23 protein-coding genes are annotated in these 24,440 nt (G+C 34.7%); all 23 read left to right on the top strand.

Annotated elements, in window-relative coordinates:
- Positions 1-21: 21 nt before the first annotated feature.
- The 23 genes from JOC47_RS09065 to JOC47_RS08955 all read left to right on the top strand — a co-directional run bounded on the left by JOC47_RS09065 (position 22) and on the right by JOC47_RS08955 (position 24,436).
- Complete coding sequence (locus JOC47_RS09065; protein ID WP_204701755.1) at positions 22-1,170, top strand: coiled-coil domain-containing protein; 1,149 nt, start codon at positions 22-24, stop codon at positions 1,168-1,170.
- 1 nt (position 1,171) lies between these two features.
- Positions 1,172-1,606: an OmpH family outer membrane protein gene (locus tag JOC47_RS09060; RefSeq protein ID WP_204701754.1), complete on the top strand. Its 435-nt coding sequence runs from the start codon at positions 1,172-1,174 to the stop codon at positions 1,604-1,606.
- 55 nt (positions 1,607-1,661) lie between these two features.
- Positions 1,662-2,681, top strand: coding sequence for a UDP-3-O-(3-hydroxymyristoyl)glucosamine N-acyltransferase (gene lpxD / locus JOC47_RS09055; RefSeq protein WP_204701753.1), 1,020 nt, complete (start codon positions 1,662-1,664; stop codon positions 2,679-2,681).
- An 87-nt stretch (positions 2,682-2,768) separates the two neighbouring features.
- Positions 2,769-3,413 (top strand): hypothetical protein, encoded by a 645-nt coding sequence (locus JOC47_RS09050; protein ID WP_204701752.1) that lies wholly within the window; start codon positions 2,769-2,771, stop codon positions 3,411-3,413.
- 142 nt (positions 3,414-3,555) lie between these two features.
- Positions 3,556-4,677: an LptF/LptG family permease gene (locus JOC47_RS09045; RefSeq protein ID WP_204701751.1), complete on the top strand. Its 1,122-nt coding sequence runs from the start codon at positions 3,556-3,558 to the stop codon at positions 4,675-4,677.
- 27 nt (positions 4,678-4,704) lie between these two features.
- Positions 4,705-5,778, top strand: coding sequence for an LptF/LptG family permease (locus tag JOC47_RS09040; RefSeq protein WP_239551036.1), 1,074 nt, complete (start codon positions 4,705-4,707; stop codon positions 5,776-5,778).
- An 8-nt stretch (positions 5,779-5,786) separates the two neighbouring features.
- The gene (locus JOC47_RS09035; protein WP_204701750.1) at positions 5,787-8,255 is read left to right on the top strand and encodes an LptA/OstA family protein; all 2,469 of its coding nucleotides are present in this window, start codon (positions 5,787-5,789) and stop codon (positions 8,253-8,255) included.
- Positions 8,236-8,820, top strand: a complete 585-nt coding sequence (lptC, locus tag JOC47_RS09030; protein WP_204701749.1) for an LPS export ABC transporter periplasmic protein LptC — start codon at positions 8,236-8,238, stop codon at positions 8,818-8,820. Before JOC47_RS09035 ends, lptC (JOC47_RS09030) begins: the two co-directional genes overlap by 20 nt.
- Positions 8,807-9,472, top strand: coding sequence for an LPS export ABC transporter periplasmic protein LptC (gene lptC / locus JOC47_RS09025; RefSeq protein ID WP_204701748.1), 666 nt, complete (start codon positions 8,807-8,809; stop codon positions 9,470-9,472). The genes lptC (JOC47_RS09030) and lptC (JOC47_RS09025) overlap by 14 nt, the downstream gene beginning before the upstream one ends.
- 89 nt (positions 9,473-9,561) lie before the next feature.
- On the top strand, positions 9,562-11,940 hold the full coding sequence (locus JOC47_RS09020; protein WP_204701747.1) for a hypothetical protein: 2,379 nt from the start codon (positions 9,562-9,564) through the stop codon (positions 11,938-11,940).
- A gap of 12 nt (positions 11,941-11,952) precedes the next feature.
- Positions 11,953-12,693: an amino acid ABC transporter ATP-binding protein gene (locus tag JOC47_RS09015; protein ID WP_204701746.1), complete on the top strand. Its 741-nt coding sequence runs from the start codon at positions 11,953-11,955 to the stop codon at positions 12,691-12,693.
- A gap of 31 nt (positions 12,694-12,724) precedes the next feature.
- The gene (gene lpxC / locus JOC47_RS09010; protein WP_239551050.1) at positions 12,725-13,552 is read left to right on the top strand and encodes a UDP-3-O-acyl-N-acetylglucosamine deacetylase; all 828 of its coding nucleotides are present in this window, start codon (positions 12,725-12,727) and stop codon (positions 13,550-13,552) included.
- Between the two features lie 3 nt (positions 13,553-13,555).
- A complete protein-coding gene (fabZ, locus tag JOC47_RS09005; RefSeq protein WP_239551033.1) occupies positions 13,556-13,987 on the top strand; it encodes a 3-hydroxyacyl-ACP dehydratase FabZ in 432 nt (143 codons plus the stop codon).
- 20 nt (positions 13,988-14,007) lie between these two features.
- Positions 14,008-14,814 carry an acyl-ACP--UDP-N-acetylglucosamine O-acyltransferase gene (lpxA, locus tag JOC47_RS09000; protein WP_204701744.1) on the top strand — a complete coding sequence of 269 codons (807 nt, stop codon included), beginning with the start codon at positions 14,008-14,010 and terminating at the stop codon, positions 14,812-14,814.
- 516 nt (positions 14,815-15,330) lie between these two features.
- On the top strand, positions 15,331-16,146 hold the full coding sequence (locus JOC47_RS08995) for an LpxI family protein (RefSeq protein ID WP_204701743.1): 816 nt from the start codon (positions 15,331-15,333) through the stop codon (positions 16,144-16,146).
- Positions 16,147-16,212: 66 nt separating this feature from the next.
- Positions 16,213-17,361 (top strand): lipid-A-disaccharide synthase, encoded by a 1,149-nt coding sequence (gene lpxB, locus JOC47_RS08990; protein ID WP_204701742.1) that lies wholly within the window; start codon positions 16,213-16,215, stop codon positions 17,359-17,361.
- Complete coding sequence (locus JOC47_RS08985; RefSeq protein WP_204701741.1) at positions 17,348-19,099, top strand: ABC transporter transmembrane domain-containing protein; 1,752 nt, start codon at positions 17,348-17,350, stop codon at positions 19,097-19,099. Before lpxB ends, JOC47_RS08985 begins: the two co-directional genes overlap by 14 nt.
- A gap of 200 nt (positions 19,100-19,299) precedes the next feature.
- Positions 19,300-19,947, top strand: coding sequence for a lysophospholipid acyltransferase family protein (locus tag JOC47_RS08980; protein WP_239551032.1), 648 nt, complete (start codon positions 19,300-19,302; stop codon positions 19,945-19,947).
- On the top strand, positions 19,947-21,068 hold the full coding sequence (lpxK, locus tag JOC47_RS08975; protein WP_204701740.1) for a tetraacyldisaccharide 4'-kinase: 1,122 nt from the start codon (positions 19,947-19,949) through the stop codon (positions 21,066-21,068). The genes JOC47_RS08980 and lpxK overlap by 1 nt, the downstream gene beginning before the upstream one ends.
- Positions 21,065-21,790: a 3-deoxy-manno-octulosonate cytidylyltransferase gene (gene kdsB, locus JOC47_RS08970; protein WP_204701739.1), complete on the top strand. Its 726-nt coding sequence runs from the start codon at positions 21,065-21,067 to the stop codon at positions 21,788-21,790. Before lpxK ends, kdsB begins: the two co-directional genes overlap by 4 nt.
- 161 nt (positions 21,791-21,951) lie before the next feature.
- Complete coding sequence (kdsA, locus tag JOC47_RS08965; RefSeq protein WP_204701738.1) at positions 21,952-22,776, top strand: 3-deoxy-8-phosphooctulonate synthase; 825 nt, start codon at positions 21,952-21,954, stop codon at positions 22,774-22,776.
- A gap of 19 nt (positions 22,777-22,795) precedes the next feature.
- On the top strand, positions 22,796-23,776 hold the full coding sequence (locus tag JOC47_RS08960) for a KpsF/GutQ family sugar-phosphate isomerase (RefSeq protein WP_204701737.1): 981 nt from the start codon (positions 22,796-22,798) through the stop codon (positions 23,774-23,776).
- Positions 23,777-23,938: 162 nt separating this feature from the next.
- Complete coding sequence (locus tag JOC47_RS08955) at positions 23,939-24,436, top strand: KdsC family phosphatase (protein WP_204701736.1); 498 nt, start codon at positions 23,939-23,941, stop codon at positions 24,434-24,436.
- The last annotated feature ends 4 nt before the right edge of the window (positions 24,437-24,440 follow it).

Genomic DNA, 24,440 nt, shown 5'->3' with positions numbered 1-24,440 from the left:
AGGATAAAGGTAGGTGAGATAATGTTTCAAAATAGATTATTTAGATTGATATTAATTGTGTTTATGATTTTTATTGCCGCTATTGGTAATTATAGTAGTGCTAAGCTAAGGAATAATGCAAAGCAGATAAAGTCCCGGCGATTAAATCAAGTGGGAGTAGTTAAGTTAGCAAAAGTGAAAGCTAATCATCCCTTAACTGAGCAAATTAAAGAATTAGATAAACAAATTATTAATTATAGATTGAACTTAAAGAATGAACGAGAGAATTTAAGGTCTATAACTGAAAATACTGAGCAGCAGTTATCTAGTTTTAATCAACAGTTAAATCTTCGAGTTGAAGCTATTAAGGAGAGATATCAACAGCGAATAGAGACTAAGCAAAAGCAGATAGTAGAAGAATTAAATAGTTATGAGCAGCAACTACAGCAGCGAGTTAAAGAAAAATTTAAGACTCGTAAAGAAGAATTAATGGCAGAAATAACTACCACAATTCAGACTCGCAGAGAAAAAATTTCTGAGGCTAAAGATGAATATAAAGAAGAACTGAATCAAGATTATAATTCTCAAATTCTAAATATTAAGTTAAAGCTAAGTTTAAATAATTTGACTGAAACAGAGAGAAAAGATTATCAGCAGCAATTAGAAGAATTACAAGAAGCAAGAGAAGAAAAAATAGCTGCTCATCAACAACAGCAATCGCAGCAGATTAAAAATTTAATTGAGGAAAAAGAAGCAGAAATTCAAGAAGAATTGCTTAATTATCGTCAACAGTTAGAAACAAAGGCTGAAAAAGATTATAAAGAAAAACGAGTTGAGTTGAATCAAGATTTAGAAACAACAGTTGAAGATTTAAATCAGCGTTTAGACCAGGCAGTAAAAGAAGAGAGAAAGAAATTAACTTCTAATATTGAAGATAATTTAAGTTCAGCTGAGAATAAATTAGCAACAAAAGTAAAGAATAAGATTAAAGATTTAGAAGGAAATATTAAACAATTGCAGCAAAAGAAGCAAGACTTGATAGCTCGACGTGAGCAGGATATTAAAGAAAGTATTGAACAATTAGGTCAAGATTGGGACATTAGAGTCATCTTATCAGAGTATCATAAGAACCTAAATACTGTAGACCTAACTTCAGAAGTGATAGAAGTTGTTCAAATTGGGGGGAACTAGGTTGAAAAAATATAGTTTATTAGTAATAATAGTAATTGTAGCATTGAGTATTATTAGCGGTTGTGCTCGTGAACCGCAGGTTAAAGTTAAGGTAGAGCAATTAAAAGTGGCTGTAGTAGACCAAGAACAGCTGTGGGAAAAAAGTAAAAAAGCTAAAGACTATCAACAGCAGTTAAATGATAAAGTGGAAGTATTGCGGAAGGAATATGATACTGAGATTGATAATTTATCAGATGTTGATAAAGAAACTAAACAAGAAGAAGTTTATCAAGAAATAAATGATTTGCGAGAAAAATTAAAAGAAAAATTCAGGCAAGATATTGCCCAAGCAGTAGAGAAAATAGCCCAAAATCAAGATTATGATGTAGTCTTGAATAAAGATGAGGTAAGATTTGGCGGAGAAGATATCACAGAAAAAGTACTTGATGAGTTATAAAATTTAAGCAGCAAATAACAGGAGTAACCTCCTGTTATACATAAGGAGGAAAAACATGAAATATAATTTGAAGAAGCTAGCAGAATTAGTTGATGGTCAACTTCAAGGCACTAACATAGAAATTGATGGTGTTGGGGGCGCAGACAATGCAGCAAAGACTGAAATTAGCTTTGCGCAGAACCAAGAGTATTTAGACTTGGCCCTAGCTAATGCAGGAGCTGTTTTGATTACAGAAGATTTAGCAGCTGATGAAATAGAAACTCCAGTAATTATAGTTGAAAATCCAAGATTAGCCTTTTCAAAGATTGCTCATAAATTTACAACTCAACCTTATCAAAGCTTTAATATAGCTGATGAAGCTGTAATTAGCGATACTGCCCAATTAGGCTCTGAAGTTAGTATTCATCCCGGTGTTGTGATTGCTGATGGAGCTCAAATTGGCGATGAAGTTATTTTAGCACCGGGCGTTTATGTTGGTCAAGATGTTAGTATAGGAGAGGGCACTATCTTATATCCTAATGTAACAGTGGAACGTGGTTCTCAGATTGGTTCTGATGTAGAAATTAATTCTGGAGCCGTTATTGGTTCAGAAGGATTTGGGTTTGAAGAAGAAGAGGAAGGCTATGTTAAAGTACCACAGTTTGGCAATGTAGTAATAGAAGATGATGTAGAAATTGGGGCCAATGTCACTATCGATCGCGGGGCCACGGGTTCGACTACTATTGGCCGCAGTACTAAAATAGATAATTTAGTTCATATTGCACATAATGTAGAAATTGGCCCGGAGTGCTTAATTATTGCCCAAGTTGGTATTGCTGGCAGTGCAAAAGTTGAACGTAAAGTTACTCTAGCTGGTAAAAGTGGTGTTGTGGGACATATTACAATTGGTGAAAATACTACTGTAGCCGCTAATAGTACGGTAACTCATGACCTGGAAGCTGAGTCTTTTGTTTCTGGTTACCCAGCCCATGATCACCGCCAAGAACGAAGAACTAAAGCAGCTAGAAAGAAATTGCCTGAAATGTTAAAAAGAATTAGAAAATTGGAAAAGAGAATTGAAGAATTAGAAGAATAGTGAAGAGACTTGGCATTGCCAAGTCTAGATTGTAGGTTTATAATAATTTGTAAATAAAATCTTATAACATAATAAGGGGGCATAATAATGAAAAAAGTAGTTGTAGTGATGGCGTTATTGATCTGTTTTAGTGTGACACCTGCTGTGGAGGCAAATAGGTTTGGGAGTAATAGTTTATTAACTATTCCTACAGCAGATATTTTACCTCAGCAAAATTTAAGTATGAGTTATCATATGATTGATGATGCTGATGTAGTAGGATTTAGCTATGGATTGAATGAAAAAGTACAGGTGGGAGCAAATTTAGTCTGGAACGACGGTCTAGATGGTGATGGAGAAATTGACCCTTCAGTTAAAGTAAATCTATTAGAAGAGAATAATGAATTTCGCCCAGAGGTCTCACTAGGAGTTTTTGACCGTGATTATTATTTAGTTGCTAGTAAAAATACTAATATTGCTGGTATTAGAGCTCATGCTGGGCTGTTTAGCTATGAGTATGGAGATAATGAAGCTTTTGTGGGAGTTAGTAAAGTGTTGAATCCAGTTACTATTTCAACAGGAAGCAATAATCTAAAGATGCCAGTAACTACTGTAATGGGTGAGTATAATGAAGGTCTTAATTTAGGTGCTAAATTTAGATTTACTGATCATATTAGTGCTGACTTAGGAGTTGTAGATGCGACAGATGAATCTGCATTAACTCTGGGTATTAATTTTGAAAATAAATTTTAATGATAGCAAAACCTTTAACCATTTTGGTTAAAGGTTTTTTGTTTTTGTAGAAGGAATTGGAAGAGGAGTATATAATTATATATAATGAGTGACGAGTAAAAAACAAAGTAAAAAGAGAGTCAAAAGCAAAGGAGGTTGAGTTTTGCGTTCTAGTAGAAGTTTACTTTCTAAATTAAAACTACCTCTAATTGATCGCTATTTGTTATGGGAGTTCTTAAAGCCTTTTTTATTTTCGATTTTTACTATTACAGTCATTACAATCAGTAGTACTTTATTTGAACTGATGGATATGATTATTGTTAAACAAGTAGCTACAATTAAGGTTTTAAAGTTATTAATTTATAAATTACCAGATGTGATGGTGCAGAGTTTTGGAGTGGGAGTCTTATTCTCAACTATCTTATCTTTAACGCAATTAGTAAAGAATAATGAGTTTACTGCTATGCGCATGGGCGGGATTGGTTTACATCGGATTATGCTGCCGTTTTTAATTTTGGCCCTTCTGATTAGTGGTAGTACTTATTTTATTAATGAGAAAGTAGTTCCTTGGACTAATCACCGCTCTGAAAATATAGTGCGGCGGATTATTTTACAGGATGGAATTCCTACTTTACAGGCGGGAGTTTTCTTTAAAGGGGTTGAAGATAGGTACTTATATATCAATGAAATTAATCGCAAAAGTGGGGAGTTAAGAGATATTATTGTCTATGAATTACAGGAAGATAAAAAATATCCCCGTATGATTACTGCCGAAAAAGGGTATTTTAAGAATAAGGTGTGGCATTTACAGCAGGGTAAGATTCAGAAGTTTGATAAAAATGGGAAGGTGATTTATCAATCAGGATTTCAGAACTTTGAAATCAATGTTAATCAAAAGCTAGATAATTTTTATGGTCAACAAAAGACTACTTCTGAAATGAGTCGTAAAGAACTTAAAAAAGATATCAAGACTTTTAAGAAGAGCGGCTTAGAAGTTAATTCTTTAGTAGTTGATTACCACCGTAAGTTAGCTACTCCCTTTGCTAGTTTAATTTTTGTTTTAATTGGGGCCCCACTCAGTATTAAATCAGATAAAGGAAGAGTGTTTGGGATTATAGCTAGTATTATTACTATTTTATTATATTATATTTTTATGTCTGTTTGCCGTTCTTTAGGTGGGAATGGACTTTTAAATCCTATCTTAGCTGCTTGGCTACCTAATATTGTTTTTGCAGTAGTAGGTGCAGGATTATTAGTTAAAGAAGAATTCTTGAATTATTTCTAGTCTGGTAGAGCAGAGGGGGAGTTGAAGTTGATAAGGATAGTAGATAAGTATTTAGCTCTAGAATTCATTAAACCATTTTTTATAGTATTATTTGCTCTAACTGTGATTATGATTAGTACGTTCTTGTTTCAATTAACGGATTTTATCATCATTAAAAAGGTGCCGATTTTAACAGTAGTTCAACTTTTGTTTTATAAGTTACCGTCGTTTGTAGTAGAGACATTATCAATGTCAGTCTTATTTTCTACTTTATTAGCTTTAAGTAGGTTAGTTAAAGATAGTGAGTATACTGCTTTAAGAATGGGCGGCATCACTTTTAGGAGACTGTTAATTCCGTTACTGATATTAGGATTATTGATTAGTGGAGTAACTTATTTATTGAATGAACGCTTAGTACCTTGGGCCAATACGAGATATGAGAATATTAAAGATACTTTAATTAATCAAAAAGAAAAACCATACTTAGAAGAAGATCTATTTTTCAAAGGCGAACAAAACAAATACTTTTATATAAAAAAATTAAATAAAAGAAAGCATCAAGCCAATTATGTGTTAGTATATGACCTTCAAAACAGCCAACTATTAACTGCTCAACGAGGTACGGTAGAGAACGACATCTTGAAATTAAAGAATGGTATTATTTCTAAACTAGCTAGTGATGGTTATCTGCAGGAACAAGGTAAATTCAGCAGTAAAGCTATTGATTTAAAGCGTAATATTAATGAGTTGATTAATAAACAAAAGAAACCATCTGAACTCAGTCGGGCTGAATTAGAAGAAAGAATTAGAATTTTTAACCACAGCGGTTTAGATACTACTAAATTATTAGTAGAATATCATTTTAAATTAGCTCAGTCACTAGCCTGTTTAATCTTTGTCTTAATTGGAGCTCCTTTGAGCATTAAATCTGATCGGGGGCGCATAGTAGGGATTATTATCAGCGTAGTGATTATTTTTGTGTACTATGTATTATTATCTTTATCCAAATCTTTAGGAAAAAATGGTTTATTAACTCCATTTTTTGCAGCATGGCTGCCTAATATGTTGTTTGTATTTTTAGGTAGTGCTTTGATTTTTAGAGAAGATAATGTGATAAGCTAAAGGAAGAGGTGAGGAGAATTAAAGCAGTTAAATATTTCGGTTGGGTGGCAGTATTTGTTTTGTTCTTTAGTGTTAATTCTTTTGCAGCAGGACAAGTTAATTTGGAAGCAGATGATGTACAGTATTTTAAAAAAGATAATTTTATTATAGCAGAAGGTAACGCTCATTTAAAAACTGATGAGATTAATTTATGGGCTGATAAGATGGAAATTGATATGACAAAAAAGACGTTAAAGGCGACAGGGAATGTGAGAGTTAAAGACGGACAAGGTGAAGTGGAAAGTGATGAATTTGAGTATAATTTAAAATTAGCTTCAGGATTGTTTATTGATGCCCAAAGTACGATTACAGATAAAAGTATCAATGGAGAACTATATTTAAATACTCCGAAAATAGATTATGGAGAAGATAAGAGTGAATTAGATAAAGTAAAATCAACTAGTTGTGATTATGATGTGCCGCATTATAAGATTACTTCTAGTAGTATAGTAGTGTATCCGGGGGATAAAATTATTGCTTATAACAATTTCATTTGGGAGTTTAATGGGACAATCCCTATTCTCTATTCTCCAATTTTAATCTATTCTTTAAAGAATGAGAGCCAAATTTTAGAACATCAAGTAGGCCATAGTGAGACTAGGGGTTGGTTCTTAAAGAATACCTATAATTATTTCTTAGATGAAAATTATGATAACAATTTCTTAAATAGACTAGCTGGAGACCAAGGTCAATTATATTTTGACTATTTTCAAAGAACTGGTCTAGCTTTAGGGTTTAAACATTATTTCAGCTATCGTGAAGATAACCACTCTTACTTATATTTATATACTGAAGAAGATAAATTAAATCCTAGTTATTCACCGTGGGTCACAGTTGAACTTGATAGTTATTTAAGACGGCATAATATAACCCGAAATTATAATCTTGAGTATAAAGATCATGAGAGTAATTATTGGACTAATCCTGAAAAAGAGACTAATATTGATTTTGATTTCAGTCAGAATAATCAGTTCCAAGATTGGGATAGTGAATTAGACTTTGATTATGACAAAAGCAGTAGCTATGAACATAAAACTGATTTCGACCTCAACTTTGAGGGAGAAATTACTGATAATCAAGAGCTAGAACTAGATTTAGAACACCGCTTTGAACAAAATAGCTCTAGTTATTATTATAGTAATGAGATTGAACGTAATTATGAAGGCCAACTTAAATATGATTGGCAGTTAAGTGAAGAACACTATAATGATGATTTAGAATTAGATTTGGGTTATTTTTATGATGATAACGATCGCATACCTAAAGAGTATGATTTGGATTTTGCGGTTAAAAAGCACTTTACTGAAGAGCACTATATTGATTATGAATATATTTATGATGACCCACTTGATCGAGGTGTAATTGAAGATAATTATTTAGAGGAAATTGATGATGAAAAGACGGGCCATCTACATTCTTTAATCCTTGGTAAAGATAAAGGACGTAGCTTTTATGATTGGGAATTAACTACAAAATTGTTCCAACAAGATAGCGACATTGGTTATTATTATTTACCGGAGGCCGAGATGACGTTATATCCGGGAGAAATTTGGGATAATCAATATCTAAATAATTTAGATGTATCCTTAGGGGGAGCTAATAAATATGCTAGTAGTTGGGGCCATAAAGAACAGAATGGCTACTACAAATTAGATTATTATGATGTAATCAGTGCTCCGCTGCAGAATAGTATTATTCTAGATCAGCAGTTCCAACAGGATTATTATAGTACGGGACAGAGTCGCTGGTTCCATGAGAGTAGATTAGTCTTGAATACGAAGATTTTTGAAAATTGGAATAATAAAATTACGCACAATTATGATTATGGTACAGGAGAAGCTCCAGATAGATTTATTCAAAAAAATGAAGAGCATACTATTGATGAGCGTTTAGAATGGAGAGATGATGATAGCCGTTTTTATGTAGAAACAGGTTATGATGTCTTAGATGAAGAATATGAATTGTTAAAGAGTGAATTAAATTTAGAGTTTAAGGAACACTACGAATGGGACACAGTATTAGCTTATGACTTAAATGAGCAGTTATTTGAAAAGACTGTGACTTCTTTGGAGGTAGAGTATAATAATCTAGAATATGAGACTGCTGCTGAATTTGATTTAAATGAGTCGAAAATGATACAATGGGATAACGGACTGGATTGGAAGTTTGGCCCTCAAGAATGGCGTTGGCATTTATTACTAAATAATAGTTATGATTTTGAAGACGAAGAGATGGATAAAGCAGAAATTAGTTTAGAAAAGAGATTACACTGTCGTAGAGTCTCATTAGCTTATGATTATAGTTCAGAAGAGATCTGGTTTCAGTACGAAATTCTTGCCTTCCCTCAAGGCAGAGTTAAGTTCGGTACTAATGAGGAAGAGGGGATGTTGTTTGACGATGATCTAGGAGGTATGTTGGATGATCTTGAAGAAGAATAAGATTTATCTACTTCTTTTGATTCTATTACTCCTAACTGTAGGTATAATAGTAAAGATCAATTTAAATAAAAATGAATCTGATTCTGAAGATGAAGTAGGTAATTATCAATACCAAGTTAATAAACCCCAGTTAGTTAGTTATAGTGATGGAGAGAAGAGATGGGATATTGAATCAGAAACAATTACTCAACCTAAAACAGATGATAAAGAAAAAGTAAAAGTTATTTTGCGAAATATAAAAGAAGGTAAGTTATACTCTAATGATCAGTTGAAATATCGAGTTGACGCTGATAAAATAATTTATTATGAACAGAGTAAAGATATTGAACTACAGGGCAATGTTAATTTAGCAGAAGTTGCAGGAGATGAAATGAGATCTGATTTCTTTACTTGGGATGAAAAAAATAAGAATTTAAGTACTAACGAGGGCGTTACAGTCAAAATGGAAGATGGAGAATTAACAGCTCAAAATATGAATTTGGATTTAGAAACCCAAGTTGTTAATTTTACTGGTAATGTAGTGATGACCTTTAAAGTAGAGGGAGCTGAAAATGATGAAAAGTAAATTAGTTGTACTATTGATCCTACTACTAAGTTTCAGCCTCGGATTCCCTATTTATGCCCAGCAACAAACAGATAATAATAAAACTACAGAAGAAAAAGAGAGTAATGAAGCTAAATTAAAGGCTAATCGAGTTAAGTATAAAAAGAAAGAAAATATTAGAATTGCAATTGGAGATGTGACTCTTGATTATAAAGAGAATCATGTTACATCAAATCGCTTAAAAATGTATAGTGAGAATAATATTTTAATTTTCACTGAGAATGTTAAACTTAAACGGCCTAATGAAACAATTACAAGTAATATGATTCAGCTTAATTTAGACCAGGATCAATTAGTAGCTCAAGATAATGTAGTGTTGGATACTACTAAAGCTGGTGAAGAACTACATTTAACGAGTGAATATCTTAAATTATGGTTAGAAAGTGATGATATGTTGGCTAGAAAGAATGTGCATATGGATTATAAAGGTCAAGAGATTCGTGGTGAAGCTTTAGAGTATAATGCTAATGATGAAGAGATGATTATTACGGAGCAAGCTGAAATTAAAGAAGAAGATGAATGGATTCAAAGTGATAGAATTGTTGTCGATTTAGAAACTGGTAGTATTGATGCTACCGGCCAAGTTAAAATGGAATTTGAAGTAGAGGAATAATAACCTTAATATAACATCAATTACTAGCAGGATTTTGTTTACTCTGTCTCGTGCTTATTGTATAATTCTTGCGGACAGGAGTGAACAAAATGCTGCTTTTTAAATCGGATTTTATAAAAGATGTGGTAATTTTGTTGTTAGTTACTATTATTTTAGGTACATTACTTTCATTAGTAATAGGGACTATTAGTGATTATTACTTTGGTGATGCAGTGGATAGTTTAATTGGTGATTATGAGAATAATGATTTACTCTTAATTATAGATGAACGAGAGAAAGAAGAGACAGTAGAGAAAATAAAAGAAGTCCTACAGACGAAACTCCCGGGAGCAAAGTTGAGTACAGGGATTAATTTAGCAGGGAAGAGTAATTTATTTATTTCTGTAGGGAAGAAATATAAACGACGCGCTGTATTTCTAAATCTGGAAGATTATTTTAATGATATTAAAGGGATTACAACTACCTCGTTGATGACAGAGCCGCGGTTAACTATTAATGGCTTAAAAAATAAAGCTAGTCAATTACTAGAAGATAAGATAGCAGACTTAGATCATGTAGCTTTTACTTTTCCTGATGGTGATAGTTTAGAAGTAATTATTGATGAAGCGCAGTTTACTGCGCAAGTGAAAGAGAAGATTAATACTCTTTTAAATGACTATCAAATGTTAGGAATTAGATTTCCTATTAAAGAAGAAGTTGATAATCTAGTCCAGTTGGGAAGTAAATTAGAAAAAGTGCTTAAAGATGATTATGGACTAGCCGTAAAGAATATAACAGAACTAAATTCTAGTGAACTTGGCAGTTTAGCTAAAACTATGACAGAGATGAAAAGTTTTTTAAGCAGTTATGCTTCAACTATTAAAATTAAAGTGTTTACAGGTCAAAAGATAGAAGTAGGAGATAAATTGATAATCCCGGCTGAAGACAAGAAAAAAATAGACTTGCGGGTTAGTAATGTAAATGATATGATAGCAACAGCAGTCATCACAACTGGTGATAGTAGTGCTGCAGTAGGAGATCTTGTTTACAATTCAGACTCTACTACTGCTGTGGGAAAAGTAGAGATTAATAATCCGCGTCAGAAATTAGATTATCTAGTCAGTGAATTGAAGAAATTAGTCCCTCAGTTAGGTTCTATTTTCAATGATGCTGACTCTATTTTAGCTAATTTAGAAGAGCTCTTTGCTACTTTGCAATTATTAAAGGGGACTACCACTGAGATAGAAACTCTTAATCAGAAATTAGCTGGCTATACTGCTAATATAGAGCAGCTTGATGGCAGAGAAATTAAAGCTAATTTAGATTCTTTAGAGCATCGTCTTGAACAGTTAGTTGTAATTATTACGAGATTAGAATTCATGCGAGACTTAATTTTAGATTTAAGAGTAGAATTAACGCAATTAGAATCTAGAATTAATGCTGCTCAAGCTGAATTGAGAGTAGGTTCTAATTACTACAATAATTTGCAGCAATTAGCAGAAAACATTGCACAATTAAAGATTAAAGTAGTAGATAATACGCAAGAAATTATAGATCAGATTAATCGTTATAATCCATTATTAAAAGAAATTAAAAGTTGGCAGAAAAATGTGCAGGATTTTAATGCTGTGATTGATAAATTAATAAAAGAGTCACCACAAGAATTTGCTAAAAGATTAACTGCTGTGAGCAATAAAGATTTAATCACTCGCTTGCAGCAAGTTAGACAGCCAGCTAGTGAAGAAAAGTTAGCTGCAGTAAAAGAACAGTTAGTCAAACTGAGAGCAATAGATTTTGCGGGAATTACGGCTCAGTTAGAATATATTGAGCAGTCTTTGCCTAAACTAAAGGATGAAGAGATTACTGCTAGTATTGATTTACTAGATCATTATTTAGCGGGACGAGCAATTCCCGGTGCTGAAATTTCTTTGCTGTTGCCGGCTCAAAATGTGGACTTAAAAGTGATTAAAGAAGAAATTAAAACAATGATTCCCCAGCAAATTAGTTTTTATGATTCTCCTGTAGGAATAATTGTACCTAATTTGCGGAATCAAATCTATCAAATTTTGAGTGAAGTAAAAATAGTTTTAACAGTGGTCACAGCTTTGTTATGTACTAGTTTATCTTTATTATTTGACCATGGTTTAATTATTACTTCACTGCAGGAATTAAATACAGAGAAAATTTTCTATTCTAATCCAGCTTTTTATTATAGTTTAACTATGGCAGTAATAACCTTAAGTAGTATCTGCTATTTGACTGGAATAGAGAGTCCTTATTTACCCTGGTGGAGCAGCATATTAGTAGGGGTAGGACTGGGTTTGATTATTTTTAAAGAAGCAGCAGTGATTAATGATTTTGCTAAGGCAGAGTTTAAAGCTGGAGAAGCTTTTGGCTTTAATTATGCTCAAATAATGCGCCAAATTATTATTCCAGCCGCTAAGCCGGGGCTGTTAAAAATATTAAATCAGCGTCAAACTTATTTTTAAATTGGAGGAGTTATGTTAAAAGTTATTAATTTAACTAAAAGTTATGACTCCCGTCAGGTGTTGCGGGGGATTACTTTTGATGCCCAAGCAGGACAAACCGTTGTAATTATGGGTCCTAGCGGCTGTGGCAAGTCAACTACTATTCGTTGTTTGAATCGTTTAACTGAACCTGATGGAGGAAAAATTTTATTAAATGGCATTTCTGTGTTAGAATTAAATACTGAGCAGTTATTAAAGTTGAGAGAAAAAATTGCTTTTGTTTTTCAAAATTTTAATTTAATAGAGCACTTAACTGTCGAAGAAAATGTGATGCTGCCGCTGATCAAGAGTGACTTAGTACGTCAAGAAATTGTAACTAGAGCGCAGCAGGTATTAGAACAGGTGCAATTAGCAGAGAGAAAGAATGACTATCCTGCTAATTTAAGTGGAGGACAAAAACAGCGAGTAGGTATTGCCCGGGCTTTAATTATAGAGCCTAATTTGTTATTATTAGATGAGCCCACTGCTTCTTTAGACCCTATTTTAGTTAAAGAAGTATTAGATGTGATTGAAGATCTAACTAAGACTCAAGACCAGAGAATTGTAATTATTGTGACACATCAAGTTGCTTTTGCTTTAAAAGTAGCTGATTTGATTCTATTATTAGACCAAGGACAGATTGTAGAACAAGGTCATCCAGAAGAGATATTCTCTCAACCGCAGTCTCAATTAGGGCAAAAATACAAACAGTTATTAGACTATTATCGAAGTTAGATGAGTGAAAGGAGGGATCTGCTTGGAAAGAATGCAGCATACAATCAAACAGAAATTTAGTTATACTGGTATTGGACTTCATACAGGTCAAAATGTGACTATTACTTGTTATCCTCTTCCTCCTAAGCAGGGTATTATTTTTAAGAGAATTGATTTAGATGGTGAACCTGAGATTAAAGCAGATGTTGATAATATTACTTCAACAAATCGCTGTACTACTATTGGGAGTCAGGAAGCGGATATCAATACTGTAGAACATTTTTTATCGGTAATTAATATTTTAGAAATAGATAATTTATTAGTTGAAATAGATGCTAATGAGCCTCCAGTTACTGATGGAAGTGGTAAAGTATTTTATGATTTATTTATGGAGGCAGGTATTGCAGAACAATATGCTGCTAAAGAAATATATCAATTAGATGAAGCAATTTATGTTAAAGAAGGTGATCAGTATTTAACTGTATTGCCGGATGAAGATTTTAAAATCAGTTATACTTTTGTGGGGGACCACGAATCAATCCCAGATCAATTTTTTGAATATAATGCAGCCCAAGAGAATTATCAAGAATTAGTCGCTCCAGCTCGAACTTTTGGTTTTGCTCATGAGGTGGAGAAATTACAGAAAGCTGGCTTAGCTTTAGGAGGCAGTCTTGATAATGCAGTCTTAGTTGATGATGATGGGCCAATTAATAAATTACGTTTTGAAGATGAATTTGCCCGCCATAAGGTGCTAGATTTAATTGGTGATATGATGTTAGCCCCATCATTTAAAGGGCATATTATTGCTGTTAGATCAGGGCATACCCTTAATTCGAAATTAGCTAAAAAATTAAAAAAGAAATTATTAGGGAGGAATTGAAAAATGATGGACATTGATGAGATAAAAGAGATTTTACCACATAGGTATCCTATGTTATTAGTAGACCGAGTGCTGCAGGCTGATCCAGATGATAAGATAGTTGCAATTAAGAATGTAACTGCTAATGAAAGATTCTTTGAAGGACATTTCCCCGATCATCCAATTATGCCGGGAGTATTAATTGTAGAAGCAATGGCCCAGGTAGCAGGAATTGGGTTACTGCAGACGGTAGAAGAACCTGAAGATAAAGTACCTTATTTTGCTAAAGTAGAAGACGCAAGATTTAGAAAGCCAGTTAAACCAGGTGATCAATTAAGAATGGAAGTTGAAATCTTAAGACTAAGAGGGCGGATGGGTAAAGTAGCGGCTACAGCTTATGTTGAAGATGAGATAGTAGCTGATGGTAAATTAACCTGCTTTATTCAAGATAAATAACGGAGAGGAGTTAAACGATAATGAGCAAAAAACAAGATAATGTAGTGCGGTTAAAAGAAGTTCATGATACTGCTGTAGTACACCCTGATGCGGAAATTGGCAAAGATGTTAAGATCGGTCCGTATGCAATTATTGGAGAAAATGTGAAAATTGGCGATGGGACTGAGGTTGGCCCTCATGCTGTGATTAAAGGTTGGACTACGATTGGTGAAAATAATGAAATCTTTAATAGTGCTTCAATTGGTCAAGAACCTCAAGACTTGAAGTTCCAAGGAGAAAAGAGTTTCTTAGAAATTGGAGATAATAATACTTTCCGTGAATTTACAACTATTCACCGCGGAACTGAAGAAGGCGGTAGTGTTACAAAGATCGGTAATGGTAATTTATTTATGGCTTATAGTCATGTAGCTCATGATTGTCAAGTAGCTAATGATATTGTAATGGCTAACTCTGCTGCTTTAGCAGGTCATGTAGAAGTTGAAGATTCAGTAGTAATTGGTGGTTTAGTAGGAGTGCATCAATTCGTGAGAATTGGTAAGATGGCTATGGTTGGTGGAGATTCTAAAGTTGTTAAAGATGTGCCACCATATGTATTAGTAGATGGTCATCCAGCCTCCACTAATGGAATTAATGCTGTAGGCTTAAGAAGAAATGATATTGAACCTGATGTGAGACAAAAGATAAAAGAAGCTTATCGAATTTTATATCGTTCTAACTTAAATGTATCGGAAGCAATTGAAAAGATGGACCAAGAATTAGATAATAGTGAAATGGTAGAGCATTTCTTAAGATTCTTGCGTAATGCTCAGCGAGGGATATGCAAATAGGTGTCTATAAAGTGTAGCTGGCGGGATTGCCAAGCAAGTAATTCTTCGTTTGAAAATTTAGGTTAATTCGTCTAAAATTCATAAACTTAAAATAAATTTTGCTTAATCTAATTTGACGATTAAGCAAATCGAAATTTATTTTAAGTTTACTTCATTAAGACTCATCAATAACCTAAATTTAATATCACTGCGAAAAACTTGCTTGGCAATCCAAGGCAGTCTTACTTTAATAGTGGGGGCAGGGACTGTACTATTTCATTGTTGATTTATAAAGTGAAGTATTATAGATTAAGACTCATTAACAAACTAAATTTGAAGACGCTGCGAAAGAATTTTATCTCAATCCAAGGCAGTCTTACTTTAATAGTGGGAGCAGGGATTGTACTATTTTGAAGTTTTTTATTTGATTGTGTTATTTCGATGTTGTTTATTTTTGATTTTATGTTTTCACTACTAGCTATTAGCTACTAGCTTCTAGCTTTAAACTTATAGAAAGTTTGTTGGAGGGGAAAACTAATGACTGAAAAGTTAGGATTAATAGCGGGAGATGGAGAGTTACCAATTTTATTTGCTCAAGGAGCTCAACAAGCAGGATTAGATTTAACTGCTATTACTGTGACTCCTGATGCTAAAACTGATAAATTAAAAGAAATTGTACCTGGTACTGAGAAAATAGAAGTTGGTCAACTGGATAAAATCATTAATTATTTACAAGATGAAGAAATTTCAGAAGTTGTTTTATTAGGCAAAGTAACTAAAGAACTTTTGTTTCAAGGAATTGAATTAGACCAACGTTTTAAAAAATTATTAGCTCAGTTACCTGAAAAAAATGATGATGCGATTATGTTGGCAATTGTTAATGAATTGCAGGAGGAAGGTATTGAAGTTAGTGACCAGACTAAGTTCATGCAGCAGTTTTTTGTCGATGAAGGTTTATTAACTACTGTTGAGCCGAGTGAAGCAGTACTTGAAGACATGGAATATGGTTTTCAAATGGCTAAAGAAATTGGTGGTTTAGATATTGGTCAAACTGTTGTTGTTAAAGACCAAGCAGTTATGGCTGTAGAAGCGATTGAAGGTACTGATGAGGCTATCTTACGCGGTGGGAAATTAGGTCAAGAAGTTGTAGCAGCAAAAGTAAGTAAACCGCAGCAGGATTTTCGTTTTGATATTCCAACAGTAGGACTACAGACGATAGAGAATTTAATTGAGGTAGATGCGAAGGGATTAGTTATTGAAGCAGATAAGACCTTTATTGTTAATCAAGAGCAAGTAATTGCCAAAGCAAATGAAGCCGGAATTGCGATAAAGGCATTAAACAGTAAAGAGTAAACAGTAAAGAGTGAAAAGTAAGAACAGTGAAACAGTTTAATTATTAATTTAGTTGGGGGTGGATTGATGAGCAAGATACTAGTAGTAGCCGGTGAAGCATCAGGTGATATGCATGCAGCGAAGGTGATTCGGCGGATGAAAGAGTTAAATCCTGAGCTTGAGTTTTTTGGTATGGGTGGACAGCAGATGGCTGAAGCTGGGGTTGATATTCTCTATGATCCGACTGATTTAAGTGTAATTGGCTTTTGGGAGTCGATTAAGCACTTAGGATTGATGTATAAGGTTTTGAATAAATTAGAGACTGCTGCTCAAGAGCGTGAACCTGATGCTGCTTTCTTAGTTGACTTTTCGGGATTTAATATGAAAATGGCTAAGCGGACTGCTAAATTAGATATACCTACAGTCAATTATTTTGCTCCTTCAGCTTGGGTGTGGGGCAAATGGCGGGCCAAGAGGATGGCCAAGTACGGAGCCAAGATTGCATCAGTCTTCCCCATGGAACGAGATGTATATCAAGAAGTAGGAGCAGATGTAGAATTTGTAGGTCACCCCCTAGTAGATATGGTTGAAACGGAGTTGTCACCACCTGAATTTAGAGATGAATTTGATATTGCTGATGAAAAAATTACGATTGGCTTACTACCTGGTAGTAGAAAACAAGAGATTGATTCTTTATTGGCCCCGATGTTGGAAGCAGCGGAGTTAATTAGAAAAAAATATCCTCAAGCCCAATTTTTACTACCGGTAGCAGAGACTATTGCTCAATCTGCGATTGCTGAAAGAGTAAAAAATTATGAAGTAGATGTGAAGTTGATTGCAGCTCATTCATATGAAGTAATGGATACAGCTGATTTGTTATTATCAACTTCTGGTACTGCTACTTTAGAGGCGGCATTCTTTCAGACGCCGATGGTGATTATTTATAAGACTTCGTGGTTGAGTTATGGATTGAGCAAGTTATTAGTGAGAATTCCTCATGTAGGACTACCTAATATTATTGCTGAAGAAGAGATTGTACCTGAGTTATTACAGTCTGAAGCTAATGGCCAAACAATAGCAGAAGAAGCATTAACTATTTTAGATTCTCCTAGTCGTCAACGGGAAATAGCAGAAAAATTGGAGATAGTAAGAGATAAATTAGGATCTGGTGGAGCAGTTAATCGAGTTGCAAATCTGGTTTTGCAGACAGGAGGGATTCAGAGTGAAATTAGCTAAACGAATATTAAAGTATTTAAGCCCTTATAAAGGACGATTGGTATTAGCAGTAATTTGTATGATTGGGAATGCTGCTTTGTCGGTTTTCTTTTTCGATGAATTCGGGAAATTTATTGATACAGTGATTACGGAAGCAAAACAATCTGGTGCAGCAGCAGGGACTGATAAATTAACTACTATTATACTTGGATTATTTTTATTATTCTTATTTCGTGCTTTATTTCAGTATGGACAGAAGTATTTAACTGCTTTTGTATCACAAAATGCAATTAAAGACTTGCGGGCTGATTTATACGGCCACTTACAGAGTCTATCCCTAGAGTTTTATTCGCAAAATAAAACGGGAGAAATTATGTCTCGGGCAACGAATGATGTGGGAATTATCCAAGGGGCAATAGTCTCTGGAGCTGTAGGAGTATTCAGTAAGTCTTTTGTTTTAGCTTTAGGAATTGGAAAGTTATTTTATGATAATTGGCGTTTAACCTTAATTGCTTTTGTAATCTTTCCGGTGATTGGTTTTGTAGTTGATAAGTTCAATCGTAAGATTAGAAAGGTGAGTAAGAGGGCGCAGGTAAAAGTAGCTAATGTGTCTGATATTTTACAAGAGACAATTAGTGGAATTCGAGTTGTGAAGTCTTTTGGTCGCGAGGAATATGAGTATGAACGTTTTCAAGAACAGAATAAAGCTAACTTCCGGGCCAATTTAAAGAACTCGCAGCTAAATGCTACTTTGACGCCGGTAACTGAGTTTTTAGCAGCAATGTCTTTTTTAGTTGTGCTGTGGTATGGTGGCTTAGATGTAATTAAAGGACATATGACAACTGGTGAACTGACAGGATTTTTCACCTTATTATTATATATTACCAATCCTCTTAAGTCCTTAACGAAGTTATCAGGAACTATTCAGCGGGCTATGTCTGCAGCAGAGAGAATTTTTGAAATCATTGATATTCAACCCTCAATTCAAAATTCTCCGCAAGCGCAGGAATTAGAGGATGTAGAGGGGACTATTGAGTTAGAAGAAGTCAGCTTTAGCTATGATGACGATGAGTTGGCCCTTGATAATATCAATTTAGAAGTTGACCCTGGTCAAATGATTGCTTTAGTAGGTCATAGTGGGGCTGGAAAGTCTACTTTAGTTAACTTAATCCCTCGTTTTTATGACCCTGACCACGGACAGATCTATTTAGATGATATTGATATTAAAGACTATAATGTTGATTCTTTACGATCTAAGATGGGTATAGTACCACAAGAAACTATTCTCTTTGGCGGTACTATTGAAGATAATATCCTCTATGGTGATTTAGATGCTAGTCGTGATGAAGTAATTGCTGCGGCTAAAGCTGCTAATGCTCATGACTTTATTATGAACTTTGAAGATGGTTATGATACTGAGCTAGGCGAAAGAGGAGCAGGTTTATCTGGAGGACAAAAGCAAAGAATTGCTATTGCTCGTGCAATCTTAAAGGATCCAGAAATCTTAATCTTAGACGAGGCTACTTCTTCCTTAGATACTGAATCTGAGGCCTTAGTTCAAGAAGCATTAGAGCGATTAATGGAGAACAGAACTACTTTTGTCATTGCGCACAGATTGTCAACAGTATTGAATGCTGACCGAATTGTAGTTATGGAAGAAGGACAGATTGTTGAACAAGGAACACATGATGAGTTATTAGAATATGATGGTGTCTATAGTGATTTATATGAAGTACAACTTAAAGGCAGTAAAGAGTAAAGAGAGACAAGAAAAGAGTAAAGAGAGACAAGAAAAGAAAAGAGTAACAAGAAAAAAACAGTAAGAACAGTGAAGCAGTGAAACAGTAATCAGTAAAGATTAAAGAGTAAATAGTGAAGCAGTGACAAGAAAAGAGAAAAGTATGGAGCTTTGAGCTGTGGGCTAGCACATAGCCTACAGCTAATATAGGTGGTGATTCGATGCAGAAGATGAAGCAATTCTTTATTTCGGAGTTAGCTTATTGGTTATCGCAGCTAACTAACCGTTCTTTAAATTTAACAGTAGAGAATGAAGCTAAATTAGCAGAGCTGAAAGCAGCGGGAAAGAATATTATTTTTGCGGTGTGGCATGAACATTTATGGCTGCCGATTTATTATTTACGGACTAGAGATTGTGTTACTTTAGCTAGTGAAAGTCGTGATGGTGAATATATAACTGGTGTTCTAGATAAAATGGATTGGGAAGTAGTTAGAGGTTCGACAAGTCGGGGTGGAACTCGTTCTTTACTGCGGTTGATTAAGAAGTTACGCCAGGGTAAAGAAGTAGCGATTACGACTGATGGTCCGACGGGACCGCGGCGGCAGGTGAAGGCTGGAATTTATTATTTGGCTAAAAAGACTGATAGTATCATTATCCCGCTGGGAGTGGCTTTTAAGACGCAGAAGGTATTTAACAGTTGGGATAGATTTAAACTACCTGCTCCATTTACTAAAGCTGCTTTGGTATTTGGAGAAGGAATAACTATTGCCCCTGAGAATGCTGAGGATGTTGATTACTATCAAGATCTAATTAGAGACAAAATTAATCAAACAATCAACAGGGCAGAAGAGGTCATAGGTGATGAGTAATGGATATAGAAGAGTATTTAGTACAAGTAATTAGAAAAGAGAAAACTGGGTTAATACCAGGCTTGATTTTAATAGTGTTAACTATTTTGGCTAAGATTTATCGGATTACAGTTTATATTAGAAGAAAAAGTTATGATTGGGGAATTAAAGAAGGAAAGTCTTTAGACTGTACAGTAATTAGTGTTGGTAATATAACTGTAGGAGGTACTGGTAAAACACCTACTGTCAAAAAGCTGGCGCTAGATTTAGAAGCAGCAGGATATAATTCAGTGATTTTAAGTCGTGGTTACAAAGGTGATTTTGATGATGAAATAGGAGTAGTCTCAGATGGTAACTCGATTACTATGTCTCCTGATGAAGCAGGAGATGAGCCTTATTTATTAGCTCGGTTTTTAGATTCGATTCCAGTGATAGTAGGCTCTAAACGTCAGAAAACAGGGAAGTATGCTTGGGCCAGGTTTAAGCCTGATTTTATTATTTTAGATGATGGATTTCAACATTGGCAAGTTGAGAGAGATTATGATATAGTAGCAATTGATGCAGTTCATCCTTTTGGAGAAGGAGAATTATTACCGGGAGGATTGTTGCGTGAACCATTATCTAGTTTAGAGAGAGCAGATACAGTAATTATCACTAGAGCAGACCAAGTTGAGGAAGAGAAGTTAGCTAAAATCAAAGCTCAAATTAAAGAAATTAAATCTAAGCTGAAAATTATCAGTACTAAACATCAACCAACTTATTTAAGAAATGTAACTTCTAATCAATGTCAGGCCATAGATGTTCAAGGTAGCCGTGTTATGGCTGTATCGGGAATTGGCAACCCTCGTTCTTTTGAGATGACCTTAGAAGAATTAGGGGCTAATATTGTTAAGAAGATGCGCTATCAAGATCATCACAGCTATAATGAAGACGAAATAAACCGTCTCTTTACTTTGGCTACAGTCCACAATGTGGACAAAATCATTACGACTGAAAAAGATGCAGTTAGTATGGATAATGATTTAATTGAACTAAATAATGTTGATATTGATGTGCAGGCTTTAGGAATTGAGTTGGAGATTTTAGAAGGAGCAGAGACTTGGGATTCTGTGTTAGATGAATTAGAGGAGGCTTCAAAATGAAGGTAACAGCCATTATCCCTGCCCGTTATGCTTCGAGTAGATTACCGGGTAAGGTATTAAAAGATATTTGCGGTAAGACAATGATTCAGCGAGTCTATGAACAAGTTAGAAAAGCAGAAAATTTAGACCAAGTGATTGTAGCAACTGATGACCAACGTGTCTACCAAGAGGTAGAATCTTTTGGTGGTCGAGTCGAAATGACTTCTAAAGAACATAGTACTGGAACAGATAGATTAGCTGAGGTAGCTCAAGATTTAGATTCTGATATAATTGTTAATGTGCAGGGCGATGAACCACTGTTAAATCCTAAAATGATTGATCAAGCAGTGCAACCTTTGCTAGATGATACTACAGTTAAAATGAGTACTTTAAAACATGAAATTACAGATAAAGCGGAATTAGAAGACCCTAATTCGGTTAAGGTAATAACTGATAAAGATGATTTTGCGCTTTATTTTTCACGTTCTTTAGTACCTTATCCACGGACTGAAGAAGAGATTACTTTTTATAAACATATCGGCTTATATGTTTATCGCAGAAAGTTTCTATTAGAGTATACAAATTTAGAACCGACACCGTTAGAGAAAAAAGAATCGCTAGAACAATTGCGAGTATTGGAAAATGGTTATAAAATAAAAGTAGTAGAGACCGAACATCAAGTAGTTGGTGTTGATACGGAAGAAGACCTGGAAAAGGTAAGGCGAAAAATTAAAAGCAATTGAGAATTGAGAATGGATAATTGACAATTAAAAAAATAAAAAACAAGAAACGATAATGTAGAGACTTGGCACTGCCAAGTCTAGGTTTTGATTTTGATTGTACGTTCTTGAACTTAATTGTCCATTATCAATTGACAATTATCAATTAAAAAGGGGTGTTTATTATGGTAAAAGAAGTTGTATTAAATGAAGACGTCAAATTTGGGGCAGGACATCCATTTGTACTGTTGTCAGGACCTTGTGTGATTGAAAGTGAAGAACATGTAATTACAATGGCTAAAAAGATAAAGAAGATTACGGATGAATTAGGAATTCCTTATGTGTTTAAATCTTCGTATGATAAAGCAAATCGATCTTCGATTGATTCCTATCGTGGACCTGGTTTAGAACGAGGTTTAGAGATCCTAAAGCGAGTTAAAGATGAAGTAGGAGTACCGGTTTTAACTGATGTGCATACTGAAGAACAGGCTAAGATTGCTGGAGAAGTAGTAGATATGATTCAGATTCCTGCTTTCTTATCACGCCAGACTGATTTAGTAACAGCAGTGGGAGAAACTGGGAAGGTAGTAAATGTGAAAAAAGGACAGTTCTTAGCACCGTGGGATATTGATCAGGTAGTAGAAAAACTTGAAAGTACAGGGAACGAAAGAATTCTATTAACTGAACGTGGTGCTTCTTTTGGTTATAATAATCTAGTAGTAGATATGCGTTCTTTACCACGAATGAGAGAGACTGGTTATCCAGCTGTGTTTGATGCTACGCACAGTGTACAGTTACCTGGTGGAGATGGTGATTCTTCTGCAGGGGAACGAGAATATGTACCGTATCTAACTCGGGCAGCAGTAGGTGCAGGTGTTGATGCCTTATTTATGGAAGTGCATGATTGTCCGGATGACGCCTTATGTGATGGGCCAAATATGGTACGAGTAGAAGATTTAAAAGGAATTTTAAAGCAGGCACAAGAAATAGATAAGATAGTGAAAAGGTAGTAAAAGGGGTTGATATAATTTGAATCGCTTAGATGCAGAACAGATTAAAAAACAGGGCCAACAAGTCTTAGATATAGAAGCACAGGCGGTTAGTAGTTTAAAACGCTCTGTTGACGATACATTCGTAGAGATAGTACATGCTATTCTAGATTGCTCAGGTCGCATTGTAATGACGGGGATGGGCAAATCTGGTTTTATTGCTGAAAAGTTGGCTGCAACTTTATCAAGTACGGGCACTCCTTCTTTCTTTCTCCATCCTGCTGAAGCAATTCATGGTGATTTAGGAATGGTGCAAGAAGAAGATATCGTAATTGCTATCTCTAATAGTGGGGAAACAGATGAAGTGTTAAATATACTTCCTGTAGTCAAGCGTATTGGAGCGCAAATTATTGCGATTACTGGTAGTTTAGATTCCACTATGGCTGAAAATGCTGATTATGTATTAGATAGTGGTGTCAAAGAAGAAGCATGCCCGATGGATTTGGCCCCGACGGCTAGTACAACAGCTGCTTTAGCTTTAGGAGATTCTTTAGCTATGGCTTTAGTAGCAGTGCGGGACTTTGAACCAGAGGATTTTGCTTTATATCATCCCGGCGGTAGTTTAGGTAAGAGATTATTGTTGACTGTTGATGATGTAATGCATGTTCGAGAGCGAAATCCAGTAGTGGACCAAGAGACTACTTTAAAAGAAACCTTATTTAAGATGACTTCTACGCGGATGGGAGCAGCGAGTGTAGTTGATGAGTCAGAGGAATTAGTAGGGATTATAGCTGATGGTGATATCAGACGTCAGTTAGAGAAATCAGCTGATTTATTAACCCGACCGGTGCGAGAATTAATGACTAAAGATCCCGTCCGGATTACCAGCGATAAATTAGCAGCAGAAGCACTAAAGATTATGCAGGATAAAGAGATTAATGATTTACCAATAGTTGATGAAGAAGATCACCCAATTGGATTAATTAATTTCCAAGATCTGTTGAAAGCAGGAGTATTATAGCACCCAAGCAAAAAACAATGCATGTAGATTGCGCACTTTATTTGCTCTAAGTAGAGCGTTGTGGGCTACACGAAGGGTTTTTCGCACTATAAAAACCCGGAGGGGTCAACAAGAGCGAAGCTAAGTGATTTTAGAATTGATTTTAAAACGGAGGTAAAATCTATGAATCCTAAATTAGATTCTCAAGCAAAAGAAATAAAATTATTTATTACTGATGTAGATGGTGTATTAACTGATGGACGAATTGTACTAGGAAATGATGGCGAAGAGTTCAAGTTCTTTCACGTTCATGATGGAATGGGGATTAAGTTAGCCCAAGAGGCAGGGATTAAGACTGCTATTATTACAGGACGTGAATCCAAATTAGTCGAACGTAGAGCTGGTGAATTAGAAATTAGTGAAGTACATCAAAATATCAAAGATAAATTAGCTGTATTTGATGATTTATTGGCTAAATATGAGATTAGTCAAGAGAATGTTGCTTATATTGGTGATGATTTAAATGACTTAGAAATTTTAGAGCGAGTGGGACTATCTTTTAGTGTGGCTAATGGGATGCAGGCAGTGAAAGAAGCAGTTGATTATGTGACGGATAAAGCTGGTGGTGAAGGAGCAGTTAGAGAAGCCATTGAGCTGATTCTTAATGCTCAAGAGCAATAATTTT

This window comes from Halanaerobacter jeridensis (genome assembly GCF_016908315.1).
Lineage (GTDB): Bacteria > Bacillota > Halanaerobiia > Halobacteroidales > Halobacteroidaceae > Halanaerobacter > Halanaerobacter jeridensis.
Note: the sequence above shows the minus strand (reverse complement) of the source record. Positions and strands in the feature narration are given on the sequence as shown.